This is a genomic window from Microvirga sp. 2TAF3 (assembly GCF_052114965.1).
In the GTDB taxonomy this organism is placed as follows: Bacteria; Pseudomonadota; Alphaproteobacteria; order Rhizobiales; family Beijerinckiaceae; genus Microvirga.
Map to the genome: position 1 here is coordinate 26,457 of NZ_JBFRFT010000014.1, position 23,769 is coordinate 50,225.

Genomic DNA, 23,769 nt, shown 5'->3' on the forward strand with positions numbered 1-23,769 from the left:
TTCCCGGAGCGCCATAGGCGGGGGAGGGATCCGCATCGGACGATGTCGGAACCGGATCCCTTCCCTCACTTCGTTCTGCCGGAATGACATGTGAGCTTGCATATGACCTCTGCCATTCAGCTATCCGCCATCAACAAGCGCTTCGGAGCCGTTCACGCCAATAAGGATGTGAGCCTGACCGTCGAGCGCGGCACGATTCATGGCATCGTCGGTGAGAACGGTGCGGGCAAGTCGACGCTCATGTCGATCCTGTACGGATTCTACGAGGCCGATTCCGGTGAGATCAGGGTCGGCGGAAAACCGGTCGCCATCCGCTCTCCCGCCGATGCGATCCATGTGGGCATCGGCATGGTTCATCAGCACTTCATGCTGGTCGAGCCGCTCTCCGTGGTCGAGAACGTGATGCTCGGCGCAGAAGGCGGGGCGCTTCTCCGCAGGGGCGAAGCGAAGGTGCGGGCCGAGCTGGCGCGACTTTCGCGAGATTACGGACTTGAGATCGATGTGGACGCGACGGTCGGCGATCTCTCGGTTGGCCTCCAGCAACGGGTGGAGATTCTCAAGGCGCTCTATCGCGGCGCGGATATCCTCATCCTCGACGAGCCCACTGCCGTACTCACGCCTCCCGAGGCGGATGCCCTCTTCGATCTGCTCAAGGCGCTGAAAGAACAGGGCAAGACGGTCATTCTCATCACCCACAAGCTGCGCGAGATCATGGCCGTGACGGATCGCGTCTCGGTAATGCGCCGCGGCGAGATGGTGGCGACGGTTGAAACGGCTCGAACATCGCCGCCTGAACTCGCCGAACTCATGGTCGGCCGCCGCGTGCTGCTGCGGGTGGAAAAGGCGGAGCGCAAGCGCGGCGCACCGCTGCTCGAAATCGAGAACCTGTCGGTGATCGACTCGCGCGGCGTGCTGCGCGTCGCCAATGCATCCCTGACCGTTCATGCGGGCGAGATCGTCGGCATCGCGGGCGTGTCGGGCAACGGCCAGAGCGAGCTGCTGGAAGCGCTCGCCGGTATGCGCCAGCCGGTTCTCGGGACTATGCAGCTCGACGGGCAGGAGATCGCATTCGCCGATCACAATCCGCATCGCATGCGCCAGCTCGGGCTGCTGCACGTGCCGGAAGATCGCCTGCGCATGGGGCTCGTTCCCGCATTTCAGGCTTTCGAGAGCGCCGTGCTCGGTTTCTCGGACGATCCGCATCTGGGGCACGGCCCAATCCTCGATCATGATCGCATGATTGCGGATCTCGCCGCCAAGATGGAGCAATACGACGTGCGCCCGCCCGCGCCGCGGCTGAAGACGTCGAAATTCTCGGGCGGCAACCAGCAGAAGATCGTGCTGGCGCGGGAGATCGAGCGCAAGCCGAAGGTGCTTCTCGTCGGCCAGCCGACGCGCGGCGTCGATATCGGCGCCATCGAGTTCATCCACCGCCGCCTAATTTCCTTGCGCGATGCGGGCGTCGGCATCCTTCTGGTCTCGGTCGAGCTCGACGAGATCATGAATCTCTCGGACCGCATCCTCACCATGTGCGGCGGACAGATCACCGGCGAACGCAAGGCGTCGGAGACGAACGAGCAGGATCTCGGCCTTCTCATGGCCGGCGTGACCGACGAGGCAGCCTGATGCAACCCCGCCTGACCCTTGTGACGCTCGGCGTCTCCGATCTCGCGAAATCCCGCGCCTTCTACGAGGCCTGGGGTTGGAAAGCCTCCTCGGCCAGCCAGCCGAGTGTCGCGTTCTTCCAGGCCAACGGCCTCGCGCTAGGTCTCTTCGGCCGCGCGGATCTTGCCAAGGATGCCGGGGTCGAGGACAAGCCGACGGGCTTTGCAGCCATCACGCTAGCCTACAATGCGCGCTCGAAGGCCGAGGCCTACGAGGTCTATGCCCGTGCCGTTGCGGCCGGAGCGCGCCCGGTCAAACCGCTGCAGGATGTTTTCTGGGGCGGATATTCAGGCTATTTCGCCGATCCTGACGGCCATCTCTGGGAAGTGGCCTGGAACCCCTCCTTTCCTCTCGATGAGCAGGGCCACATGTTCCTGCCGGATAGCCTGACGTGAGTGCTCCCATCGACCTGCCCAAATGGGCCGATACGATCCTGGTGCCGGCCGTCTCGGTGGTGGCGGCCTTTCTCGTGGCGGGCCTCGTTGTCGTCGCCATCGGCGAAAACCCGCTGACCGCGACGCGCCTTCTGATTCAGGGGAGCCTGGGAACGGGAGAGGGGCTGGGCTTCACCCTGTTCTACATGACCGATTTCATCTTCGTCGGCCTTGCCGTCGGGGTCGCCTACCATGCGGGCCTGTTCAACATTGGCGGTGAAGGTCAGGCGACTTTAGCCGGGCTCGGCATCGCTCTCGTCCTCAACAACTTAAGCTTCCTGCCGGGTTTTCTGCTGATCCCGCTCGGCATTCTGGGCGCCGCCGCATTCGGTGCGGCCTGGGCCGCCATTCCGGGCTATCTCCAGGCCAAGCGAGGCAGCCACATCGTGATCACGACGATCATGTTCAACTGGCTCGCCAGCGTGCTGATCGTCTATCTGCTGGTCAATGTTCTGCGAGCGCCGCAGAACATGAACCCGGAGACGCCGGCTTTCCCGCCGCAATCCCATATTCCTTTCATGCATGAGGCGCTGGCCGCCTTCGGCATCGAGATCCCCGCGTCACAGCTCAACCTGACGCTGCTTCTGGCGCTCGCCGCGTCCTATGGAGTCTGGCTCCTGATCTATCGCTCGCGGCTCGGCTACGCGATCCGTGTCGTCGGCTCGAACCCGCTGGCGGCGGTCTATGCGGGCATCTCTCCTGCCCGCATCATCATCATCGCCATGGTGCTGTCGGGCGCGCTCGCAGGCGGTCTCGCCGTCAACGAGCTGATGGGCTACCAGCATCGCCTGCTTCTGGAATTCACGTCCGGCTACGGCTTCGTCGGTATCGCGGTCGCGCTCATGGGCCGCGCGCATCCGGTCGGCATCATCCTGGCATCGCTTCTGTTCGGCATTCTCTATCAGGGCGGAGCGGAGCTGGCCTTCGAGCAACCCGCCATCACCCGCGATATGGTGGTGGTCATCGGCGGCATCATCATCCTGTTCGCCGGCGCGCTCGATGGGCTCTTCCGGCGTCTCGTGGCCCGCGTGCTGCTGCGGCCGGCCTTGGCGAGGGCATGAGCATGAATCCCGCTGATATCATTACGCTGCTCGATTCCTCCTTACGCCTCTCCATCCCGCTTCTTGCCGCCTGCCTCGCGGGGCTTTGGTCCGAGAAATCGGGCGTGGTCGATATCGGGCTCGAGGGCAAGATGCTGGTTGCGGCATTCGCTGCCGCGGCGGCGGCCTACGCGTTCGACTCAGCCTGGATCGGTCTTGTCGCCGGCATCGGCGCATCGGTCGCCTTCGCCCTTATCCATGGCTTCGCCGCCATCAGCCAGCGCGGCAACCAGATCGTGTCCGGCGTCGCTATCAATATGCTGGCGGCGGGCCTCACCGCCATCGTCGGCAATGCCTGGTACGGGCAGGGCGGACGCACGCCGCCGCTTGAAGGTGCGCAGCGGTTCGGAGACTTCTTCCTCGGCCATTCGGCTCTTGTTTATCTTGCGCTGCTTGCCGTGCCGGTGACGTGGTTCGTGCTCGCCAGGACGCGCTTCGGCCTGCGTCTGCGTGCCGTCGGCGAGAATCCGGCCGCAGTCGATACAGCCGGCATTTCGGTGACGGGCCTGCGCTACACCGCCGTCATCATCGGCGGTGTGCTGTGCGGGCTCGGGGGAACCTACCTGGCCGTCAGCCAGTCGGCGGGCTTCCTGCCCAACATGACGGCGGGCAAGGGCTTCATCGCGCTTGCCGCCCTGATCTTCGCCAAATGGCGGGCCTGGCCAGCGCTCGGCACCTGCTTCCTGTTCGGGATGCTGGATGCCATCTCCATCCGTTTGCAGGGCATTTCCCTTCCGGGGATCGGCGAGGTGCCGGTGCAGGCGATCCAGGCCCTGCCTTATCTCATGACCGTGATCCTGCTCGCGGGCGTCATCGGAACGGCCATTCCGCCTCGCGCCTCGGGCGTTCCTTACGTGAAGGAGCGTTGACATGGCCTCGCTCGATGAACTTTTCGCTGCGGCGAAATCGGTTCAGCAGAGGGCCTACGCGCCCTATTCCCGCTTCAAGGTGGGAGCGGCGATCGCGACGCCGGACGGCAAGATCTTCACCGGCTGCAACGTGGAGAATGCCGCCTATCCCGTCGGCTCCTGCGCCGAAGCGGGCGCCATCGCCGCCATGATCGCCACAGGCGAGAAACAGATCGCAGCCATCGTGGTGATGGGCGAGGGCGAGAATCTCGTCACGCCTTGCGGCGGATGCCGTCAGCGCATCCGCGAATTCGCTACGCCCGCCACGCCGATCCATGTTGCGGGGCCGGAAGGAATCCGCAGGAGCTTCACGCTCGACGAATTGCTGCCGTTCTCGTTCGGCCCCGACAACTTAAGCGCACGATAGAAGACGATGATACATTTGAACGTTCAGGAAGCCGCCGAATTCGTGCGCGCGAATGGCCTCGATGGTTCCTTCGATGCCGCTTTCGTGCTCGGCACGGGCTTGGGCCCGCTGGTCGACGAGTTGACCGATGCGGTGAGCTTGCCCTATGCCGAGATTCCGTACTTTCCGAATAGCGGCGTCTCCGGCCATGCGGGCCGACTCGTCGCCGGCATGCTGGAGGGCAAGCGCGTTCTCCTGTTCCAGGGCCGCGCGCATTACTACGAGACAGGCGATGCGGGCGCGATGCGCGTGCCCGTGGCGCTCGTGAAGGAGCTCGGAATTCCGGTTCTAGTGCTCACCAACGCCGCCGGATCCGTGCGCGCGCATATCCGCCCCGGCAGCCTCGTCGCCATCAACGATCATCTCAATCTGTCGGGTGCCAATCCCCTGCTGCGAGATCATACGGAGGGGCGTTTCGTCTCGCTCACGGGCGCTTACGACGAGGACTTGCGCAAGATATTGCAGGCTGCCGCAAGGAAGGCGGGCATCGATCTTCCGGAGGGCGTCTATGCCTGGCTCTCGGGGCCGAGTTTTGAGACGCCCGCTGAAATCCGCATGACGCAGATTCTCGGCGGCGATCTCGTCGGCATGTCCACGGTGCCCGAGGTCATTCTTGCGCGTTATTACGGCCTCAAGGTCGCTGCCGTTTCCGTCGTCACCAACCTGGCTGCCGGCATCGAGGGCGCGTCGCCCTCGCATCAGGAAACGAAGGACACGGCGGCCGAGGCATCCGACAGGTTCAAGCGTCTCATTCGCTCATTCGTTGCGGAGCTTTCCCATGTCTGATGCCGAAATCGCTCAACGCGCCCTGCGCTGCCTCGATTTGACAGACCTTACGGACAACTGCACCGATCAGGCCATCGATACTCTCTGCCAGAAGGCGCGGGATCCGCGCGGTCCCGTTGCCGCCGTCTGCGTCTGGCCGCAATTCGTGGTCCGCGCGCGCGAGACGCTCAGAGGAGCTCCAGTGCGGATTGCGACCGTCGTCAACTTCCCCGCCGGCGGCGAGGATGTGGAGCGCGTTACGGACGATGTTCGCGAGGCTCTTAGCGACGGCGCCAACGAGATCGATCTCGTTCTGCCCTATGAAGCTTTGCGCCGTGGCGACACCACCCTCGTGTCCGAAATGATCGAGGCCGTGCGCGAAGTGGTCGATCAGGGCCGCCTGCTCAAGGTGATCCTGGAAACGGGTCAACTTGACGACCCGGCCCTGATCGAGATGGCAAGCCGTCTCGCTATCGATGCGGGCGCGGATTTCATCAAGACCTCGACGGGCAAGACGCCGGTTTCCGCTACGCCGGAAGCGGCCGAGATCATCCTTCATGCGATCAAGGCATCCGGCCGTCCCGTTGGTCTGAAGCCCTCAGGCGACATCCGCACCCTGGCGGATGTGAAGACCTATCTCGATCTCGCCGAACGCATCATGGGGCCGGGCTGGGCCACGCCGAAGACGTTCCGCCTCGGTGCCAGCAGCGTCTATGATGAACTTATCGCCGCCATCGAAGGGCGGGCCGGCACGGCTCCCGCCGGGACTTACTGACATGACTCTTCTTCCGCAAGAAATCATCCGCCGCAAACGCGATGGCGGCAGGCTCGAGGCAGAGCATATTCACAGCTTCATCGAGGGCATGACATCGGGTCGCGTTTCGGAAGGGCAGGCTGCTTCCTTCGCCATGGCCGTGTTCTTTCGCGGCCTCTCCGTTCAGGAGCGCGTGGCGCTGACGCGGGCCATGACCCAGTCCGGCGAGGTCCTGAAATGGGATCTGCCCGGACCGGTGCTCGACAAGCATTCCACGGGCGGCGTGGGCGACACGGTCAGCCTCGCGCTTGCGCCTGCGGTCGCGGCCTGCGGCGGTTATGTGCCGATGATTTCCGGCCGTGGCCTCGGCCATACGGGGGGAACTCTCGACAAGCTCGATTCCATTCCCGGCTATGTCTCGCAGCCTGATATCGAAACCTTCCGGCGCGTGACGCGGGAGATCGGCTGCGCCATCATCGGCCAGACGGCGGATCTCGCGCCGGCGGATAAGCGCCTCTATTCCATCCGCGATGTGACGGCGACGGTCGAATCCATCGATCTGATTACCGCGTCCATCCTCTCGAAGAAGCTTGCCGCCGGCCTCCAGGGCCTCGTCATGGACGTGAAATTCGGCTCTGGCGCCTTCATGGACAACGCCGCTGATGCACGCGCCCTGGCGGAAAGCCTCGTGCTCGTCGCCAACGGCGCCGGCCTGCCGACGAGCGCGCTTCTCACGGACATGAACGAACCGCTCGCCTCCGCTGCCGGAAACGCTGTCGAGGTGGCCTACATCGCTGATTATCTGACTGGCCGTCGTCGTGAAAAGCGTTTCCACGACGTGAATGTGGAGCTCAGCGCCGAGATGCTGGTGCTGGGCAAGCTGGCTCATGACATCACCGAGGCGCGCGCCAGGATCGAAGATGCCATCGCTTCGGGCAAGGCCGCCGAAATCTTCCAGCGCATGGTCGTGACCCTCGGCGGTCCGAAGGATCTGCTGGAGCGTCCGACGCATCATCTCAAGGCTGCGCCCGTGATCCGCGCGATCCATGCGGAGCGGGCCGGAATCGTGCAGAAAGTCGCAACCCGCGAGGTCGGCGTTGCCGTGGTGGCATTGGGTGGAGGCCGCACGCGTCCGCAGGATCCGGTCGATCACGCGGTCGGCCTCACCGAGCTTGCGGGCATCGGCGCACATGTCGACGGCGAGCGCCCGCTTGCGATCGTTCATGCGCAGAGCGAGGACGCGGCAGAGGCTGCGGCTCGCGCCGTTCGCGCGTCTTATATCATCGGCGCGGGGCCCGCCCGGTCCGGGCCGCTCATTCTCGAACGCATCGGAGTTGCCTCGTGACCCTTCTCGTTGCCCTGACCTGGGACCCGAAGCCATGGGTCGAGCGTTTCAGGCTGCATCTGCCCGAACATCCCATCGCCGTTCTCGGCGAGGATTTCGACAGGAGCAGAGTCCGCTATGTGGCGACCTGGGGACCGAAGCCCGGAAGCCTGTCGGATCTGCCTGCGCTCGAAGCCATCTTCTCGCTCGGCGCCGGCGTCGATCACCTGATGGGTTATCCCAACCTGCCTAATGTGCCCATCGTGCGCGTGTCGCAGGACGATCTCACGCATCGCATGAGCGAATATGTGGTGATGCACTGCCTGATTCATCTGCGCGATCAGCGCCGCTACGATGCCGACCAGCGCGCCAAGCGCTGGGATTCGGACCGCGCTCCGCCGATTGCGGGTGATGTGCGTGTCGGTGTGATGGGCTTCGGCGCGCTGGGGCAGGATGCTGCCTACAAGTTGAAGGTCATGGGATTCGACGTGGCGGGCTGGAGCCGCACGCCGAAATCCGTCGAAGGTTTCGAGATCTTTTCGGGAGAGGCCGGTCTCGATGCGTTCCTGGCCCGCACGGATATTCTGGTGAGCCTTCTTCCTCTGACGCCGGAAACGCGCGGCATCCTCAACCTCTCCCTGTTCAGGAAGCTCGCCCGGAATGGACGGCTTGGCGGGCCGATCCTCATCAATGCCGGGCGGGGCGGATCGCAGGTGGAGGCGGATATTCTCGCCTGCCTCGACGACGGCACGTTGAAGGCGGCGACGCTCGACGTGTTCGAAGTCGAGCCGCTGCCGCAGGAATCGCCGCTCTGGACGCATCCGCGCGTCACGGTCTCCCCGCACAATTCGGCGGTCAGCGACCCGGAGATGACCGCGCGTTACATCGCAGGCCAGATCCGCCGGCACGAGGCGGGAGAGCCGTTCCAGAATGTGGTCGATCAGGCGCGGGGGTATTAACGAAGGCGCTTGACCGAACTGATCGGGCCGTAGCTCGTCTCGCGGATGCGCTTTTCGGCCACGGCCAGAGGCTCGACATAGACGGTCATGCTGTGGCCGGTGGCGTGGATGAGGCTCGCCCCATCCCGCATCAGGCCCACATGTCCTTTCCAGAACACCAGATCGCCGCGCCGCAGGCCGCTGAGATCGGGCTTCACCTCGACGGCTGCGCCAAGCAGCTTTTCCTGCATGTCGCTGTCGCGAGGGGACTTGATACCCGCCGCCGTCAGCACGGTCTGCGCGAGGCCCGAGCAGTCGAGGCCGACGCTGGACTTGCCGCCCCAGAGATAGGGCGTGTGCTCGAGCCGTTCGGCGATGCTCACATAGTCCGTTTCGGCGAAATCGAGGTCGGTGAGATGCGCGGCGAAAACATAGCCGCCACCGGCAAGACGCGCATATTCGCCCTCGATGCCGGTAACGGCGAGTTTCGTATTGAGGGTCAGAAAACCTTCGTTCGGGAGCTTCAGGTTCGGGCCGGGATAGATGAAAGTACGAATGGCGCCGACCCGGTGCGTCGGCTCCGGGCCCGGCTCGCTCAGGGCCGCGCCGGGGAGGTAGCCGACATAGCCGTCGTCATGCAGTTGAACCCAGGCCCAGCCTTCGTGCTCGTCGTAGACGGTCACGCTCTCGCCCCGGATCGCCTGCGTGTCGACCGGCGCCTCGCGGGAGGGGTGGCGATGCAACGACGCGACGGAGGCGGTGACACGCTTCTTCGTGCCTGTTGAGAAACGCTCGGCCTCGACGTGCCCGCGCAGCTTCTCGTCGGCCAGATCGGCACGAAAGGGCGTGATGCGGCGGTCGAAGGTCATAGGGGCAGCTCCTTGGCACGGGCAGTGACGATATCTCCTAGCCGCTCGACGGCCAATGCGCCAGCGACCGTGCGCTGAATGATGACATTGCGCCGATCGGTCTCATCCCGGCGGCGGGAGACGAGATCGAGCTTTCCCATGGTATCGAGCGCCCGGGTAATGACCGGCTTGGTCACCCGAAGCTTGCTGGCGAGCCCGCGCACCGTATGCGGAGGCGATTCCAGATAGATCGTCAGGAGGATGGCGATCTGCCGCGAGGAGAGATCGCCGCCCTGGTGCACGAGGTCGAGATGCACATCGTGCCAAAGCTTGAGGGACTGAAAAGCTCGCAACTCGACAGGCATGGCCGCACCGTTCATTTCGGAGCCGTATTATTCGGCTCCGAAATGAAGCGTGCAATCGCTGTCTGCCGCTATGCTTTAGGAACCGTAGCGATCCTTGAGCAGCGCATACATCAGCCGCGCCGCCTGGACCTCGCCGCCTTCGGGGCGACCGGGCTTCGTTGAATTGTTCCAGGCGAAAATGTCGAAATGGACCCAGGCCTTCGCGGCCGAGACGAAGCGGCTCAGGAAAAGGGCCGCCGTGACGGAGCCTGCCATGGGGCCGCCCGTATTGTTCACATCGGCATATTTGGAATCGAGCTGGCTCTGATAGGAGTGCCAGAGGGGCATGCGCCATACGGGGTCGTTGACCGCTTCGCCGTAACGCGCGATCTCGGCGGCGAGCGCATCGTCTTCGGTGTAGAAGGGCGGCAGTTCGGGGCCGAGCGCCACGCGGGCCGCGCCCGTCAGGGTGGCGAAATCGACCACGAGATCCGGCTGATCCTCATCCGCCAGCGCCAGCGCATCGCCGAGGATGAGGCGACCTTCCGCATCCGTGTTGCCGATCTCGACGGTGAGGCCCTTGCGGCTCTGGAGAATGTCTCCCGGACGGAAGGCGTTGGCGGAGATCGAATTCTCGACCGCCGGAATCAATACGCGCAGCCGCACGGGCAGCTCCGCGCCCATGATCATGTCGGCGAGCGCCAGCGCCGCCGCCGAACCGCCCATGTCCTTGCGCATCATCAGCATGGACGAGGCGGGCTTGATGTCGAGGCCGCCGGTATCGAAGGCCACGCCCTTGCCGATCAGCGTGACGCGCGGCGCATCCTTCTTGCCCCATGTGATATCGATGAGGCGCGGAGCGGTGGCCGAGGCGCGTCCGACTGCGTGGATCATCGGAAAGTTCTTCTTGAGAAGATCGTCGCCGATTGTGCTGTCGAATGTCGCGCCATGCTTCTCCGCCAGCTTGCGTGCGGCCGCTTCGATGCCATCGGGACCGAGATCGCTGGTCGGCGTATTGACGAGATCCCGGCTCGTCGTCACGGCCTCGGCGATGCGCGACACCTCTTCCGCATCGACGCCCTTCGGCACCACGAGGCGAACCGATTTTTCGGAACGCTTGCGATAGCGGTTGAAGGAATAGGAGCCGAGAAGCCAGGCAAGGGTTGCAAGCGCGGGATCGGGCGCGTCCGTCTCGAAACGATAGGTTCCGTCCGGCAGCAGCGACGAGAGCTTGCCGGCGAGGAAGGGATCGATGCGCTTCGCATCATCGCCATCGAGCCCGAACGCAACGCCGAGGAGATTGCCATCCGTATCCGGTAGCAGGCAATGGCTGCCCGCTTTCGCTTCGAATTTCTGCGCCTTCGCGAAGGCTTGCGCGTTCTGGGGCAGCTTCGCGGCGATGCCGGGCCAGGTTTTTTCGTTGGCAAGCCAGATCGGCAGAGCCTTGTTGTCGGAGGAAACGAGAAGAGGATGAGGCATGGGTGATACCCTAGAGGAAAGAAACATTCCGGCAGGATTGCTCCCGCCGGATCGGGAATGGATCAGATCGTCTGATTGTACACGCCGACCTCCGGGTTTTCACGCAAGATATCGTCGACGGCTTTGAACATCTCGCGCATGCGCATTTCCGAAACCGGGCTCTCGACGACGACGACCAGTTCGGGCTTGTTCGATGAGGCGCGCACCAGCCCCCAGGTTCCGTCATCGGTGACCACTCGGACACCGTTGACGGTGACGAGTTCGCGGATTGCATGACCCCCGATTTTTTGTTCGGCGCCGCGCATCGCCGTGAAGCGTTGCACGACGCGTTCGGCAACCTCGTATTTCACCTCGTCGGCACACTTTGCCGCCATGGTGGGGGAGCCCCATGTCTTCGGCAGTTCCCGGTAAAGGTCGGCCATGGACTTGTCGAGGTTCCTGTCGAGCATGTCGCATACGGCTATCGCCGTGAGGATGCCGTCGTCGTAGCCGCGCCCGATCGGTGCGTTGAAGAAGAAGTGACCAGACTTCTCGAAACCCGCGAGCGCCGAAAGCTCGGTGACGCGGCGCTTGATGTAGGAATGGCCGGTCTTCCAGTAATCGGTTTTCGCACCATACGCCTGAAGCGCGGCATCGCTTGCGAAGAGGCCCGTCGATTTCACGTCCACCACGAAGGTGGCGTTAGGATGCAATTTCGACAGATCGCGCGCGAGCATCACGCCGATCTTGTCTGCGAAAATCTCCTCGCCATCGTTGTCGACGACACCGCAACGATCGCCGTCGCCATCGAAGCCGAGGCCGATATCGGCGCCGGTTTCACGCACCTTGTCCGCGATGGCGTGAAGCATCTTCATGTCTTCGGGATTCGGATTGTAACGCGGGAAGGTATGATCGAGATCCGCGTCGAGCGGGATCACGTCGCAGCCGAGCTTTGTCAGCACATGAGGCGCGAAGGCACCTGCCGTGCCGTTGCCGCAGGCGGCGACAACCTTCAGCCTGCGCTTGATCCGCGGACGGTCGGTCAGATCCGCGATATAGCGCGCGGGGAAATTCTCGACAAATGCGTAGGAGCCGCCCTCGCGCAGCCGGAAGGCCGCGTTCATGACGATGTCCTTGAGCCGTCCCATCTCTTCGGGGCCGAAGGTGAGGGGGCGGTTCGCGCCCATCTTCACGCCCGTCCAGCCATTGTCGTTGTGGGACGCCGTGACCATCGCCACCGCTGGGCAATCGAGTGCGAACTGGCCGAAATAGGCCATGGGCGAGAGGGCAAGGCCGATATCCTTCACCCGCAGACCCGCCGCCATCATGCCCGAGACGAGGGCGTATTTGATGGATGAGGAATAGCCGCGAAAATCATGGCCCGTCACGAGATCGGGGCGGACGCCCATCTCGTGGATCAGGGTGCCGATGCCCATGCCGAGCGCCTGCACACCCATGAGGTTGATCTCTTGCTCGAACAGCCATCGCGCATCGTATTCGCGAAACCCCGTCGGCTTCACGAGGGGGAAGGATTCATACTCGTAGGTGTTGGGCGAGAGAGCGACTTGCGGCTTGGGGAACATGATCCGTTCCGGAGGTGAGGATGCTGGAAGCGTTCCTTACGATATAGCGATAGATGGCGGCTGACCATCATGCGAAGGCATGGCTGCGCTCCGGCTCATTCCGACATCAATTCGCCGGGACATGCCGAACGATCCTGGCCAGACCGGCAATGAGCGCATTCCGTGACGCCTTGACCTCCGTTGCGATGCCGTGCCGGGCCAGCGCGCGGACATAGAGGTCCGCGCGCGGGGCATCCGCCAGGATGGTCACCTTGGAGGGGCGGCGGAACTGGGACAGGGCGCCGTTGATCTCGTCGCCGGTGAGAAGGCCGGAAAGATAGGGACCGAGCAAGCCCGTCTCCATCCGTCCGGAGACGACGGCGGCGCGGGCGCCGAACAGCAGGTGCAGCAGTCCGGCCCGTTCGCCCTTTTTGCCGTTGTTGCGTTCCGCTGCATCGAGACCGAGGTCGAACCCCTTCGGGTCCTCCGGCTCGGTTGCGGGCCGACCGATCATGGAGTGCTCGCGCAGGAGGGCATACATTTCGCCCGTCATATAGGTGGCGAAGCGCTCGATACGCCCGTCGCGCATCTCGATCCATTTCGGATGGGTGCCGGGGGCGCAGACGAGCCCGTCCGCGACGCCCGAGCCGAGAGCCAGCGTTTCCTCGCCGCGCATGACATCCGAGGCGCCGGGCGCCGGCTCGCAGAAAAGTCCCGGAACGATATGGGCCCTGCGCCCATTGCCCAGATCGACCGGGATCATGGCTTTCGCGATCTCGGCCGGGCCGGCGGGGCAGGAGGCATAGGGCGCCATGACCCAGCCTTCTCGGCTCCCGACCATGCCGACGAGAAGAACGGGCGCGTTCGGCTCCGCCTCCAGCCATCGCCCGCCATGCCGCATGAAGACATCGCGGTGCTGCCCTGGTTTCAGGGCGGAAACGCCCTCTCCGGAGGAAACCTCATCGAGAACCATTTCACTCTCGATGAGATAAGCCCGAAATCGGGTCGTTCCCCAATCGGCGACGATGAAACGCAAGGCTGACGATCCGCGGGTTCGAGGGAGAGAGTCCTAGAGCCAGTTCCATGAGCCGGAGTTCAGGGAACTGGCTCTATCTCTTTTGAAAAGACGCATTTTCTATCACAAAACCGGTAGCCACTTTTGCGGAAAATGCTCTAACCGGCCAGAGCCTCAGCGTGTTCCATACATGCGGTCGCCCGCATCGCCGAGGCCTGGAATGATGTAGCCGTGTTCGTTGAGGCGCTCATCGACGGCGGCGGTCCAGATCGGCACGTCGGGATGCGCGCCGCGCAGCTTCTCGATTCCCTCGGGCGCTGCCAGCAGACAGACGAAGCGCAGATCCTTCGCGCCGCGCTCCTTCAGGCGGTCGATGGCGGCGACGGCAGAATTGGCGGTTGCCAGCATCGGGTCTAGCACCAGCACCATGCGGTCGGCGAGATCCGACGGAGCCTTGAAGTAATATTCCACGGCCTGGAGCGATTCCGGATCGCGGTAGAGGCCGATATGGGCGACCCGGGCGGCGGGAACGAGGGTCAGCATTCCGTCAAGGAAACCGACGCCGGCGCGCAGGATGGGGGCTAAAACCAACTTCTTGCCGGCGATCTGCGCGCCTTCCATGGTGGTCAGCGGCGTCTCGACCTTAATCCGCTCGATCGGCAGATCGCGGGTGACCTCATAGCAGAGGAGCATGCCGATCTCGTTCAGAAGCTGGCGGAAGCCCTTCGTCGAGCGCTCCTTTTCCCGCATCAGCGTCAGCTTGTGCTGAACGAGCGGATGATCGACCACGGTGACGCCCTGCATGCTTGCTTCGCCCTTTATGGTGTTGTGCTGGTTCATTTAAAATACCGTCCCGTCGCTGATGATGGTCAGAGGGGGCGAACCGTCGCCTCGCTGTTCCTTAGCCAATCTGCGCCCCGTCGCCCAGGTGCCGCCTTCGAGCACCTTCGCGAGGGGAAAGTCTTCTGCCTTCAACCCTAGCTTCCGACGGATGGGTTCGGCAATGCGGTCGAGCAGGGCCACGGTGAGCGCGCGCCATTCCACCACAAGCGTGGATTCGACATTGTGCGGGCGCCCCGCTTCCGCCGGATCCTTCAGGGCGAGAACGCCCGAATCGAGAAAAAGGCCGCCGTTGCGGTATTCCGGCAGGCCGGTGAGCCCGTCGATTTCCACCACCGTGTAGCCGGCCCATTCGAGCGGCTCGATCAGGGAATAGGACAGCCATTGCGACAGCTTGTGAAACGGCACCAGACCCTTCGTGGCATCCGGCGCGTCGACGAGAGGATGCCGCCAGGTATCGCCGAGATCGATGCCGCCCAGCGTGATGCGCCCGGGCCAGATTGCGCCGAGATGGGTGAGGAGCGCTTCCAGGATGGAGGTCGCCCTGATCCGGCCCTCATCGTCGGCGGTCGCCGCGATGACATCGAAGAGGCCGCCGGGACGGGGATCGTCGTGCTGGCCGAAAATATCCGGGTTCGTCGCGACGGTTCGGCCGAGACGGTTGAGAAGGGAGGCCCGACCCTCCAGCCCGACAAGCGGATTGTCCGCGGAGACCTGGAAGCCCGCTGCCAGATCCTCCGGCGTGAGAGCGAGCAGCACGTCCGCATCGACGCGGAACGGATCCTCAGGGCGGCTCGAAAACGCGCCGCTCAGGAACATGTCGAAGCTGGCCACTGCCAGCCCCTCGGACCGGGCAAAGGTCTCGCCCGTGCGGCCTTCCTCGTAGCGCCATTGCGGCCCGGCACCCGCATCGAGCAGGACCGACACGATGGCGAGATCGAAAGCGGCGCGGGCCATCTGTCCGGCATCCGTCCATGGCGCGCCATGCATCACGGCATCCCACCGGTCATAGCCGCCGGCCGAGAAGTGCCGCCAGCGGGCATGGAAGGGAATGTCGAGGGAGGGATAGGCCTCGCGGATCGTGGTCACGACCTCGTCCGCGCAGGCATCGAGCCGGCCGAGGTCGACCGTGAAATGCTGAAGTCTCCCTTCGAGACCGTGCTGGAGAAGCTGGCGCGACCGCTCGCGCACCGCTGCGGCGTTCAAAAGGCTTCTGGCGGCTTCTGTATCTGAAGACAAATTGGGCTGGTCCGTCACGCAGGGCTCCGGTGCTCTCCGGGGGAGAAGCGATAGCACAAGTCAGAGCTTGTCGACGCCTGGTCGCAAGGCTGATTGAGGAGAAGGTTAAGAGCTAGAGTTTCCGATGAGACGCATTTTCTTTCGCAAAACCGGAAGCCGCTTTTGCGGCAACTGCTTCAGAAACGCTCAAGGTCGCGTCCCTTGACCCGTTCGAGCTCCGATGCTTCCGGAGCGCCGTCCGGCGTGTAATAGCCGGCGGCCTTCTTTGCCTCCAGCTCCACCTGGGCGTCAGGAGGCACCAGTTCCGCGGGGATGGGCACGCGCTCCACCACCTCGATGCCGGAACCGGTGATGGCATCGTACTTCATGTTGGACATGGACATCAGCCGGTCGATACGGCGGATGCCGAGCCAGTGCAGCACATCGGGCATGAGCTGCTGGAAACGCGCATCCTGCACGCCCGCCACGCATTCCGTACGCTCGAAATAGGTCGATGCGGAATCGCCGCCCTCCTGTCGCTTGCGCGCATTGTAGACGAGGAACTTCGTGACCTCGCCGAGCGCGCGGCCTTCCTTGCGGTTATAGGCGATGACGCCGACGCCGCCCGTTTGCGCCTCGCGCACGCATTCTTCGATGCCATGCACGAGATAGGGGCGGCAGGTGCAGATGTCGGAGCCGAACACGTCCGATCCGTTGCACTCGTCGTGGACGCGGCAGGAGATCCGGCGCTTGGGATCGCTCAACCCCGCCACGTCGCCGATCACATAGACGGTGATGTTGCCGATCGGCGGCAGGAAGATCCTCATGTCGGGACGCGTCACGAGTTCAGGGAACATGCCGCCGGTCTGCTCGAACAGGGTGCGGCGCAACTCGCCCTCCGAACAGCCGAACCGCGCGGCGACGCCGGGTAGATACCACACCGGATCGACGGCGATCTTCGTCACCGAGATATCGCCCGATGCGTGCAGCACGCCGCCATCGGCCTCGAGCCTCTTCGCTCCCATGGCGGAGAGGATTTCCGGCATGTTGAGGCGTGCCTTGGTGATGGCGATGGTGGGGCGGATATCGACGCCGCCGGCAATCTCATCCCGGAAAACCTGCCCCGCCATGTGGCCGAAAGGATCGAGGGAGACGATCTTGTCCGGATCGAACCATTGCGGATGCGGGCCGATTTCGGCGGTCGGATGGGTGTTATGCAGGTCGGGCCGCGCCAGGGGGTTGAGGGCGCGGGCGGAGATCGCAAGCGCCCGGTAGAGCGAATAGGAGCCGCCATGGGCGCCGATCACGTTGCGGTCGGCTGGGTTGGTCACGGAACCGATGACCGGGCCGCGCTCGCCGGGATTCGCCGCTCCCCATTTGATCGGATGACGGATTGTGGCTGCCGACGGCTCGGGATGGGAGGTGAGCCGGATATGGGTCGAGCGGTTGGGCGAGTTCATTGATGTCTTCCACGCCTGAAACGGGAAGACCCCCCAAGGATCTTTCAAGGATCGCGCGGAGAGCCTCCTTACGATCCATGGAAGACTGATCCAAAGTTACGACGCCGTCAACGGCCTAGAGTGTTGCTTGCCACACGATGTCGTCATTCAGAGCCAGGAAGCGCCCTTACCGACATGGCTGACCCCGAGATGGGTCAGGACGCTTGCGCCGATATCGGCGAAACTCTCCCGCCTTCCGATGGAGCCGGTTTCCAGTCCTGGCCCGAAGGCAAGGACCGGAATATGCTCGCGGGTGTGATCGGTACCCTGCCATGTGGGGTCGTTGCCGTGGTCGGCGGTGATCACGACGATGTCGCCCGGCTTCAGGATGGCCTCGATTTCCGGCACGCGCCGGTCGAAGGCTTCCAGGGCGGCGGCATAACCCGGGATATCGCGGCGATGGCCGAATTCGCTGTCGAAATCGACGAGATTGGCGAAGACGAAGCCGCCATCCGGCAGATGTTTCAAGGCATCGATGGCTGCGGAAAGGCAGGCGTCGTTGCCGTGCGGCTTGATTTCCTCGCCGGTGTTGCGATGGGCGAAGATGTCGCCGATCTTGCCCACCGTCACGACCGTGCGGCCCGCTTTCGTCAGGGTGTCGAGGATGGTGTCGGAAGGCGGCGGCGTCGCGAAATCCTTGCGGTTGCCCGTGCGCTTGAAGCCGGTTTCCGTCGTTCCGACGAAGGGGCGGGCAATCACGCGGCCGATCTGGTAGGGATCGCAGAGCTCGCGCACGATGTGGCACAGATCGTAGAGCCGCTGGAGCCCGAAGGTCTCTTCATGAGCGGCGATCTGCAGCACGCTGTCGACCGAGGTGTAGCAGATGGGCTTTCCCGTCCGCACATGCTCGGCGCCGTATTCATCGATGATGGCCGTGCCCGAGGCATGCTTGTCGCCGAGAATGCCCGGAAGGTTGCCCTTTGCAATGATCGCACCCGTCAATTCTTTCGGAAACGACGGCGCGGTGTTCGGGAAATAGCCCCAGTCGAAGACGACAGGCACGCCCGCGATCTCCCAATGGCCCGATGGCGTATCCTTTCCCTTGGAAGTCTCCACGCCGTAGCCCCAGGCGCCCTTCACTGCACCCTGCGGTGCGAGGTTGGGCGGCATACGCCCGGTCGAGGCCTCGCAGGCGAGACCCAGCCCAAGGGACGCCATGTTCGGCACGCGCAGGGGACCGCTGCGCAATCCCGCTTTGTCTCCCTGGCCCTTGGTGCAGGCCTCGGCGATATGCCCGACCGTGTCCGCTCCCGCATCGCCATAGGCATGCGCATCCTCCGCGCCGCCGATGCCGACGGAATCGAGCACGATGACAAGAGCACGAGGCATGATCATATCCTTCCAGCCGAGAGAATCACGACCGATACGTCATAACGGCAGAATATGCGATATTCCTAATGGCGATGATGCTCATGCCCGTCGTGCGCATGGTCATGATCGTGGGCATGTCCATCGAGGGGGCATTCCGGAGCGTGATGGCCGCCTTCCGGCATGTCGATTTCGATCTGCAGCGTTGCGTGGCCGATGCCGAAATCGGCCTTCAGGGCCTTCTGCGTCTCGGCAAGGAAACGGTCGCCCGGATGCCCCTGGGGCATGACCAGATGAACCGTGAGTGCCGTTTCCGTCGTGCTCATGGCCCAGACGTGCAGGTGGTGGACGCAGGCGACGCCCGGCAGGGCTTCCAGGGCCTTCTGCACTTTTGGCACGGCGATTCCGCTCGGCACGCCCTGGAGGGACAGCGTCAGGGATTGCCGCAGAAGATCCCATGTGGTCCAAACGATGACAGCCGCGATCACGAGGCTGATGAGCGGGTCGACCCAGGTCGCCCCGGTCCAGAGAATGATCGCGCCGGCAATCACCACGCCAAGCGACACGGCTGCGTCCGCGACCATGTGAAGGAATGCGCCGCGAATGTTGAGATCGTCATGGCTGCCGCGCATGAAGAGGAAGGCGGTGAAGCCGTTCACGATGATGCCGATTCCGGCCACGATCATCACGGTACCCGCGGCGACGGGCGCTGGCTCGATCAGGCGCTGGACGGATTCCCAGACGATGCCACCGACGGCGATCAGCAGCAGAAGCGCGTTGAACAGGGCGGCGAGAATGGAGCTGGATCGCAGGCCGTAGGTGAATTTTTCCGTGCGGCTGCGTTTGGCGAGCAGGGCTGCTCCCCAGGCGATGGCGAGGCCGAGAACGTCGCTTAAGTTATGGCCCGCATCCGACAGGAGCGCCATCGAATCCGCAAGGAAACCGTAACCGGCTTCAATGGCGACGAAGCCGAGATTGAGCACGATGCCGATGACGAAGGCGCGGCCATAGCCCGCTTCATGCGCGTGCCCGTGATGGGAATGGCCGCTCGAATGATGATGCGAATGCATGTGTCTCACTCCCGGACGGCACTGAGGCTGTCCGCCTCCAGATTGAAGGCGGCGGCGAACAGCGCGCGGGTGTAATCCGTCTGCGGCTTCGAGAAAATGTGCTCCGCCGATCCTTCCTCGACAACCTTGCCGTTCTGCATGACGATCACATGGTTCGCCAGGGCGCGCACGACCTTGAGATCGTGGCTGATGAACATATAGGCGAGGTCCCGTCGTTTCTGGAGGTCTCGCAGCAGTTCAACGATCTGCGCCTGCACGGACATGTCGAGGGCCGAAGTCGGCTCGTCGAGCACGATGAATTGCGGCTCGAGCGCCATGGCGCGGGCAATGGCGATGCGCTGGCGCTGGCCGCCCGAGAATTCGTGCGGATAACGGTCCATGGTGGTGGGATCCAGTCCGACATCGTGCAGGGCGCGGGCCACGATATTGCGGCGCTCGGCATAGGAAAGGCTCTTGTTCTGAACGAGCAGGCCCTCCTCCACGATTTCCGCCACCGACATGCGGGGGGACAGGGAGCCGTAAGGATCCTGGAACACGACCTGGAGATCCTTGCGCATGGGACGGATCTCGCGCGAGCCGAGCGTATCGATGCGGTTGCCGAGGAACACGACCGGCCCCTCCGACGCGACAAGCCGCAGGATCGCGAGCCCGAGCGTCGTCTTACCCGATCCGGATTCGCCGACGACGCCCACCGTCTCGCCCTTGCGGACCCGCACCGAAACGCCGTCCACCGCCTTCACATGCCCGACCGTCTTGCGGAGGAAACCGCGTTTGATCGGGAACCAGACCTTGATCGGGCCGGCTTCCACGATCGTCGGCGCATGGCTCGCGACAGGATTGGCGCGGCCCCTCGGCTCCGCCGCCAGAAGCTTCTGCGTGTAGGAATGCTTCGGGTTGCCGAAGACTTCCGCGACCGTGCCCTGCTCGACGATCTGGCCTTTGAGCATGACGCAGACCCGATCCGCCACCTTCCGCACGATGCCGAGATCGTGCGTGATGAACAACATCGACATGTTGAGCCTGCTCTTCAATTCCGCGAGCAGTTTCAGAATCTGCGCCTGAACCGTCACGTCGAGCGCCGTCGTCGGCTCGTCGGCGATGAGCAGGTCCGGCTCGTTGGCGAGGCTCATGGCGATCATCACGCGCTGACGCTGGCCGCCCGAAAGCTGGTGCGGATAGGCGTTCAGGCGGCTTTCCGCATCGCGGATGCCAACGAGCGTGAGAAGCTCGAGCGTGCGGGCACGGGCCGCGCGGTCGGAGAGGCCGCGATGAAGCTTGAGGATCTCGCCGACCTGCCGCTCGATGGTGTGGAGCGGGTTGAGCGAGGTCATCGGCTCCTGGAACACCATGGTGATATCGTCGCCGCGCACGCGGCGGATTTCGTTTTCGCCCGCCGCGATCAGATCCTTCCCCTTGAAGAGAATACGGCCCGACGGATGATGGGCGGATGGATAGGGCAGGAGCTTGAGGACCGACAGGGCCGAGACGGATTTGCCTGACCCGGACTCGCCCACGAGCGCCACGGTCTCGCCGGACCTGATGTCGAAGGAAATCCGGTCGACGGCGAGCATGTCGCGCTCGCCCTGGCGGAAGGCGACGGAGAGATCCTGCACGGAGAGAAGCGGCTCTGTCATTGGAACGTCTTCCGCGGGTCGAAGGCATCGCGCACCGCTTCGCCGACGAAGATGAGCAGGCTCAGCATGAGCGCGATCACGAAAAAGCCCGTGAGGCCGAGCCACGGTGCCTGAAGGTTGGCCTTGCCCTGCGCGAGCATCTCGCCGAGGGACGGCGAGCCGGGCGGCAGGCCGAAGCCGAGGAAGTCGAGGGATGTCAGGGTCGAGATCGAGCCGTTGAGGATGAAGGGCAGGAAGGTCAGTGTCGCGACCATTGCGTTGGGCAGAAGGTGCTTGAACATGATGGTGGCGTTCGAAAGCCCCAGGGCCCGCGCGGCGCGGACATATTCGAAGTTTCTGGCCCGCAGGAATTCGGCGCGCACGACGCCGACGAGAGATACCCAGGAGAACAGCAGCAGGATGCCGAGCAGCACGAAGAAACTCGGCGTGATGATCGCCGAGATGATGATGAGAAGATAAAGCGCTGGGATCGCGGTCCAGACCTCGATGAAGCGTTGGAACAACAGATCGGTCCAGCCGCCGAAATAGCCCTGCACGGCGCCGGCCAGCACGCCGATGACGGATGAGATGCCCGCCAGGATCAGGCCGAACAGAACCGAGATGCGGAAACCGTAGATCAGCCGCGCGACCACGTCGCGCCCCTGGTCGTCGGTGCCGAGCCAGTTCCATTCGATGTTCTTGCATCCGGTGCCGCCATTGCGCTCCGCGATGGGGCGGCATTGCGCGTCGGTGAGCATCCAGGTCGGAGGCGCGGGAGCGGGAACGGGCAGGTCGAGATTGTGCGTGTTGTAGGAGAAGCGAATCGGCGCCCAGAGCAGCCAGCCATTCTGCTCGATCTCCTTCGATATCACGGGATCGCGATAATCGGTCTGTGCCAGGAAGCCGCCGAACTTCTCTTCCGGGTAATCGACAAGCACGGGATACAGCAACTCGCCCTTGTAATAGGCGAGGATCGGCTTGTCGTTGGCGATGAGTTCCGCGAACAGGCTCAGGACGAAGAGGACGAGGAAGATCCAGAACGACCAATAGCCGCGCTTGTTCGCTTTGAAGTTCTGCAGGCGGCGCCGGTTGAGCGGCGAAAGGCGGATGAAGCCCTCCTTCGGCAGCGGCGGCGCGACAGGAGAGGAGGCGGGCGAGACGACGGGAACGTTCTCGTTCATCTCACACCTCCCGCGTTTCGAAGTCGATGCGGGGGTCGATCCAGGTATAGGTGAGATCCGAGATCAGGTTCACCGCGAGGCCGAGGAGCGAGAAGATGTAGAGATTGGCGAACACTACCGGATAGTCGCGGTTCACGATCGACTCGAAGGAGAGCAATCCCAATCCGTCGAGGGAGAAGATGGTCTCGATGAGGAGGGCGCCTGCGAAGAAAGCGCCGATGAACGCGCCGGGAAAGCCGGCGATGACGATCAGCATCGCATTGCGGAAGACATGGCCGTAAAGCACTTGGCCTTCCGATAATCCCTTCATGCGCGCGGTGAGCACGTATTGCTTGCGGATCTCATCGAGGAAGGAGTTCTTGGTCAGAAGCGTCGAAGTGGCGAAGGCCCCGAGCGCCATGGCCGTGATCGGCAGCGCGATGTGCCAGAAATAATCGAGGATCTTGCCGACGAGCGACAGCTGAGCCCAGTTCTCGGAGGTCAGGCCTCGCAAGGGGAAGATCTGCCAGAACGAGCCGCCCGCGAAGAGAACGATCAGCAGGATCGCGAAGAGAAAACCCGGGATCGCATAGCCGACGATGACCACGCCCGAAGTCCAGATGTCGAAGGACGAGCCGTCCTTCACCGCCTTCCTGATGCCGAGCGGAATCGAGATGGCGTAGGAGAGCAGCATCATCCAGAGGCCTAAGCTGATCGAAACCGGCAGCTTCTCCTTGATGAGCTGCAGCACGGAAATGTCGCGGAAATAGCTCTTGCCGAAATCGAAACGGGCATAATTCCACAGCATGATGGCGAAACGCTCGGGAGCGGGCTTGTCGAAGCCGAACTGGATTTCCAGCTGCTTGATGAATTGTGGGTCGAGACCCTGCGCACCGCGATAGCGGGACGAGGAGGCATCCCCGGCGCTGCCGCCCGCCGCGCTCTGGCCGCCGGAGAAGTCGCTCCCGCCGCCGGAGATCCGCGCCGTCGCGCTCGAATCCTGTCCCTGCAACTGGGCGATGATGCGCTCCACCGGGCCACCCGGTGCGAATTGCACGATGGTGAAGGAAATCAGCATGATGCCGAACAGGGTCGGGATCATGAGAAGGATGCGGCGCGCGATATAGGCGAGCATCAGGCGCCTTCGGACTGCCGGCCGATGCGGCCGAGATGGATGTCAGAAAAGCCGGTCGCGTATTTCAATCCGTACTCCAACATGCGGTCAAATCCGATATGCGCGGCCCAGATCGCGGCCAGTCCCATGAGGACGGGGCTGCTCGAAAACAGCCCGATCCCTGCCGGAAGCGCGGGCCCGATGGTCGTGTGAAGGATATTGTAGATCATAGCTCCGGGCCTGGGGCCAGCCCCATCGGCCACGAAGCCCAGATCGGGAACGAGGAAGAGTGCCGCAGAGGGCCACCAGGACAGGTCGATATGAGCATAGGCGGCGGTGGCGAGGGCGAGCAGTGCAAGGCCCTCCAGACGCAGGATCGTCCGGGGAGCCCCCGTGGCCGACGATAATTTGGTGCTTTCGCTCACG

Annotated in this window: 23 protein-coding genes; 9 read left to right on the forward strand and 14 right to left on the reverse strand. The window is 63.7% G+C overall.

Annotated features, from left to right (window positions below):
* Positions 1-102 precede the first annotated feature (102 nt).
* Genes AB4Y97_RS14325 through AB4Y97_RS14365 form a run of 9 tightly spaced genes read left to right on the forward strand, consistent with a single transcriptional unit; the run spans position 103 to position 8,315 of the window.
* Positions 103-1,626: an ABC transporter ATP-binding protein gene (locus AB4Y97_RS14325; RefSeq protein ID WP_441999724.1), complete on the forward strand. Its 1,524-nt coding sequence runs from the start codon at positions 103-105 to the stop codon at positions 1,624-1,626.
* Positions 1,626-2,060 (forward strand): VOC family protein, encoded by a 435-nt coding sequence (locus AB4Y97_RS14330; RefSeq protein WP_441999725.1) that lies wholly within the window; start codon positions 1,626-1,628, stop codon positions 2,058-2,060. The genes AB4Y97_RS14325 and AB4Y97_RS14330 overlap by 1 nt, the downstream gene beginning before the upstream one ends.
* Positions 2,057-3,160, forward strand: coding sequence for an ABC transporter permease (locus AB4Y97_RS14335; protein WP_441999726.1), 1,104 nt, complete (start codon positions 2,057-2,059; stop codon positions 3,158-3,160). The genes AB4Y97_RS14330 and AB4Y97_RS14335 overlap by 4 nt, the downstream gene beginning before the upstream one ends.
* A gap of 2 nt (positions 3,161-3,162) precedes the next feature.
* Positions 3,163-4,068: an ABC transporter permease gene (locus AB4Y97_RS14340; protein WP_441999727.1), complete on the forward strand. Its 906-nt coding sequence runs from the start codon at positions 3,163-3,165 to the stop codon at positions 4,066-4,068.
* Between the two features lies 1 nt (position 4,069).
* Positions 4,070-4,474 carry a cytidine deaminase gene (locus AB4Y97_RS14345; protein ID WP_441999728.1) on the forward strand — a complete coding sequence of 135 codons (405 nt, stop codon included), beginning with the start codon at positions 4,070-4,072 and terminating at the stop codon, positions 4,472-4,474.
* A 6-nt stretch (positions 4,475-4,480) separates the two neighbouring features.
* Positions 4,481-5,299, forward strand: a complete 819-nt coding sequence (locus AB4Y97_RS14350) for a purine-nucleoside phosphorylase (RefSeq protein WP_441999729.1) — start codon at positions 4,481-4,483, stop codon at positions 5,297-5,299.
* A complete protein-coding gene (deoC, locus tag AB4Y97_RS14355) occupies positions 5,292-6,053 on the forward strand; it encodes a deoxyribose-phosphate aldolase (RefSeq protein ID WP_441999730.1) in 762 nt (253 codons plus the stop codon). The genes AB4Y97_RS14350 and deoC overlap by 8 nt, the downstream gene beginning before the upstream one ends.
* A 1-nt stretch (position 6,054) precedes the next feature.
* Positions 6,055-7,377, forward strand: coding sequence for a thymidine phosphorylase (gene deoA / locus AB4Y97_RS14360; protein ID WP_441999731.1), 1,323 nt, complete (start codon positions 6,055-6,057; stop codon positions 7,375-7,377).
* Positions 7,374-8,315, forward strand: coding sequence for a 2-hydroxyacid dehydrogenase (locus AB4Y97_RS14365; protein WP_441999732.1), 942 nt, complete (start codon positions 7,374-7,376; stop codon positions 8,313-8,315). The genes deoA and AB4Y97_RS14365 overlap by 4 nt, the downstream gene beginning before the upstream one ends.
* Here the strand turns inward: AB4Y97_RS14365 and AB4Y97_RS14370 are convergent.
* The 14 genes from AB4Y97_RS14370 to AB4Y97_RS14435 form a co-directional block, all read right to left on the reverse strand.
* The gene (locus AB4Y97_RS14370; RefSeq protein ID WP_441999733.1) at positions 8,312-9,163 is read right to left on the reverse strand and encodes a C40 family peptidase; all 852 of its coding nucleotides are present in this window, start codon (positions 9,161-9,163) and stop codon (positions 8,312-8,314) included. The genes AB4Y97_RS14365 and AB4Y97_RS14370 overlap by 4 nt on opposite strands.
* Positions 9,160-9,507, reverse strand: a complete 348-nt coding sequence (locus tag AB4Y97_RS14375) for a MarR family transcriptional regulator (RefSeq protein ID WP_441999814.1) — start codon at positions 9,505-9,507, stop codon at positions 9,160-9,162. The genes AB4Y97_RS14370 and AB4Y97_RS14375 overlap by 4 nt, the downstream gene beginning before the upstream one ends.
* Before the next feature lie 75 nt (positions 9,508-9,582).
* A complete protein-coding gene (locus AB4Y97_RS14380; RefSeq protein ID WP_441999734.1) occupies positions 9,583-10,965 on the reverse strand; it encodes a leucyl aminopeptidase family protein in 1,383 nt (460 codons plus the stop codon).
* Between the two features lie 62 nt (positions 10,966-11,027).
* Positions 11,028-12,527: a phosphomannomutase/phosphoglucomutase gene (locus tag AB4Y97_RS14385; RefSeq protein ID WP_441999735.1), complete on the reverse strand. Its 1,500-nt coding sequence runs from the start codon at positions 12,525-12,527 to the stop codon at positions 11,028-11,030.
* 106 nt (positions 12,528-12,633) lie between these two features.
* Positions 12,634-13,542 carry a 2-dehydro-3-deoxygalactonokinase gene (locus tag AB4Y97_RS14390; RefSeq protein ID WP_441999736.1) on the reverse strand — a complete coding sequence of 303 codons (909 nt, stop codon included), beginning with the start codon at positions 13,540-13,542 and terminating at the stop codon, positions 12,634-12,636.
* 153 nt (positions 13,543-13,695) lie between these two features.
* Positions 13,696-14,325 carry a uracil phosphoribosyltransferase gene (gene upp, locus AB4Y97_RS14395; protein ID WP_441999815.1) on the reverse strand — a complete coding sequence of 210 codons (630 nt, stop codon included), beginning with the start codon at positions 14,323-14,325 and terminating at the stop codon, positions 13,696-13,698.
* Positions 14,326-14,361: 36 nt separating this feature from the next.
* Entirely contained in the window at positions 14,362-15,618 is a 1,257-nt protein-coding gene (locus AB4Y97_RS14400; RefSeq protein WP_441999737.1) for a URC4/urg3 family protein, read from the reverse strand.
* 158 nt (positions 15,619-15,776) lie between these two features.
* On the reverse strand, positions 15,777-17,039 hold the full coding sequence (locus tag AB4Y97_RS14405) for a GTP cyclohydrolase II (RefSeq protein ID WP_441999738.1): 1,263 nt from the start codon (positions 17,037-17,039) through the stop codon (positions 15,777-15,779).
* A gap of 147 nt (positions 17,040-17,186) precedes the next feature.
* On the reverse strand, positions 17,187-18,407 hold the full coding sequence (locus tag AB4Y97_RS14410) for a phosphopentomutase (RefSeq protein WP_441999739.1): 1,221 nt from the start codon (positions 18,405-18,407) through the stop codon (positions 17,187-17,189).
* Between the two features lie 65 nt (positions 18,408-18,472).
* On the reverse strand, positions 18,473-19,456 hold the full coding sequence (locus tag AB4Y97_RS14415) for a cation diffusion facilitator family transporter (protein ID WP_441999740.1): 984 nt from the start codon (positions 19,454-19,456) through the stop codon (positions 18,473-18,475).
* A gap of 5 nt (positions 19,457-19,461) precedes the next feature.
* A complete protein-coding gene (locus tag AB4Y97_RS14420) occupies positions 19,462-21,090 on the reverse strand; it encodes an ABC transporter ATP-binding protein (RefSeq protein ID WP_441999741.1) in 1,629 nt (542 codons plus the stop codon).
* A complete protein-coding gene (locus tag AB4Y97_RS14425; RefSeq protein ID WP_441999742.1) occupies positions 21,087-22,250 on the reverse strand; it encodes an ABC transporter permease in 1,164 nt (387 codons plus the stop codon). The genes AB4Y97_RS14420 and AB4Y97_RS14425 overlap by 4 nt, the downstream gene beginning before the upstream one ends.
* Before the next feature lies 1 nt (position 22,251).
* On the reverse strand, positions 22,252-23,364 hold the full coding sequence (locus AB4Y97_RS14430; RefSeq protein ID WP_441999743.1) for a microcin C ABC transporter permease YejB: 1,113 nt from the start codon (positions 23,362-23,364) through the stop codon (positions 22,252-22,254).
* On the reverse strand, positions 23,364-23,768 hold the full coding sequence (locus AB4Y97_RS14435; protein ID WP_441999744.1) for a DUF4260 domain-containing protein: 405 nt from the start codon (positions 23,766-23,768) through the stop codon (positions 23,364-23,366). Before AB4Y97_RS14435 ends, AB4Y97_RS14430 begins: the two co-directional genes overlap by 1 nt.
* Position 23,769 lies beyond the last annotated feature (1 nt).

What these genes read in the sequence shown, in the direction of transcription:
- AB4Y97_RS14345 (WP_441999728.1), top strand. Translation starts at nt 4,070, where the DNA reads ATGGCCTCGCTCGATGAACTTTTCGCTGCGGCGAAATCGGTTCAGCAG.
- AB4Y97_RS14350 (WP_441999729.1), top strand. Translation starts at nt 4,481, where the DNA reads ATGATACATTTGAACGTTCAGGAAGCCGCCGAATTCGTGCGCGCGAAT.
- AB4Y97_RS14380 (WP_441999734.1), bottom strand. Translation starts at nt 10,965, where the DNA reads ATGCCTCATCCTCTTCTCGTTTCCTCCGACAACAAGGCTCTGCCGATC.
- AB4Y97_RS14420 (WP_441999741.1), bottom strand. Translation starts at nt 21,090, where the DNA reads ATGACAGAGCCGCTTCTCTCCGTGCAGGATCTCTCCGTCGCCTTCCGC.
- deoC (WP_441999730.1), top strand. Translation starts at nt 5,292, where the DNA reads ATGTCTGATGCCGAAATCGCTCAACGCGCCCTGCGCTGCCTCGATTTG.
- AB4Y97_RS14325 (WP_441999724.1), top strand. Translation starts at nt 103, where the DNA reads ATGACCTCTGCCATTCAGCTATCCGCCATCAACAAGCGCTTCGGAGCC.
- AB4Y97_RS14415 (WP_441999740.1), bottom strand. Translation starts at nt 19,456, where the DNA reads ATGCATTCGCATCATCATTCGAGCGGCCATTCCCATCACGGGCACGCG.
- AB4Y97_RS14340 (WP_441999727.1), top strand. Translation starts at nt 3,163, where the DNA reads ATGAATCCCGCTGATATCATTACGCTGCTCGATTCCTCCTTACGCCTC.
- AB4Y97_RS14370 (WP_441999733.1), bottom strand. Translation starts at nt 9,163, where the DNA reads ATGACCTTCGACCGCCGCATCACGCCCTTTCGTGCCGATCTGGCCGAC.
- deoA (WP_441999731.1), top strand. Translation starts at nt 6,055, where the DNA reads ATGACTCTTCTTCCGCAAGAAATCATCCGCCGCAAACGCGATGGCGGC.
- AB4Y97_RS14410 (WP_441999739.1), bottom strand. Translation starts at nt 18,407, where the DNA reads ATGCCTCGTGCTCTTGTCATCGTGCTCGATTCCGTCGGCATCGGCGGC.
- AB4Y97_RS14405 (WP_441999738.1), bottom strand. Translation starts at nt 17,039, where the DNA reads ATGAACTCGCCCAACCGCTCGACCCATATCCGGCTCACCTCCCATCCC.
- AB4Y97_RS14425 (WP_441999742.1), bottom strand. Translation starts at nt 22,250, where the DNA reads ATGAACGAGAACGTTCCCGTCGTCTCGCCCGCCTCCTCTCCTGTCGCG.
- AB4Y97_RS14375 (WP_441999814.1), bottom strand. Translation starts at nt 9,507, where the DNA reads ATGCCTGTCGAGTTGCGAGCTTTTCAGTCCCTCAAGCTTTGGCACGAT.
- upp (WP_441999815.1), bottom strand. Translation starts at nt 14,325, where the DNA reads ATGCAGGGCGTCACCGTGGTCGATCATCCGCTCGTTCAGCACAAGCTG.
- AB4Y97_RS14330 (WP_441999725.1), top strand. Translation starts at nt 1,626, where the DNA reads ATGCAACCCCGCCTGACCCTTGTGACGCTCGGCGTCTCCGATCTCGCG.
- AB4Y97_RS14385 (WP_441999735.1), bottom strand. Translation starts at nt 12,527, where the DNA reads ATGTTCCCCAAGCCGCAAGTCGCTCTCTCGCCCAACACCTACGAGTAT.
- AB4Y97_RS14430 (WP_441999743.1), bottom strand. Translation starts at nt 23,364, where the DNA reads ATGCTCGCCTATATCGCGCGCCGCATCCTTCTCATGATCCCGACCCTG.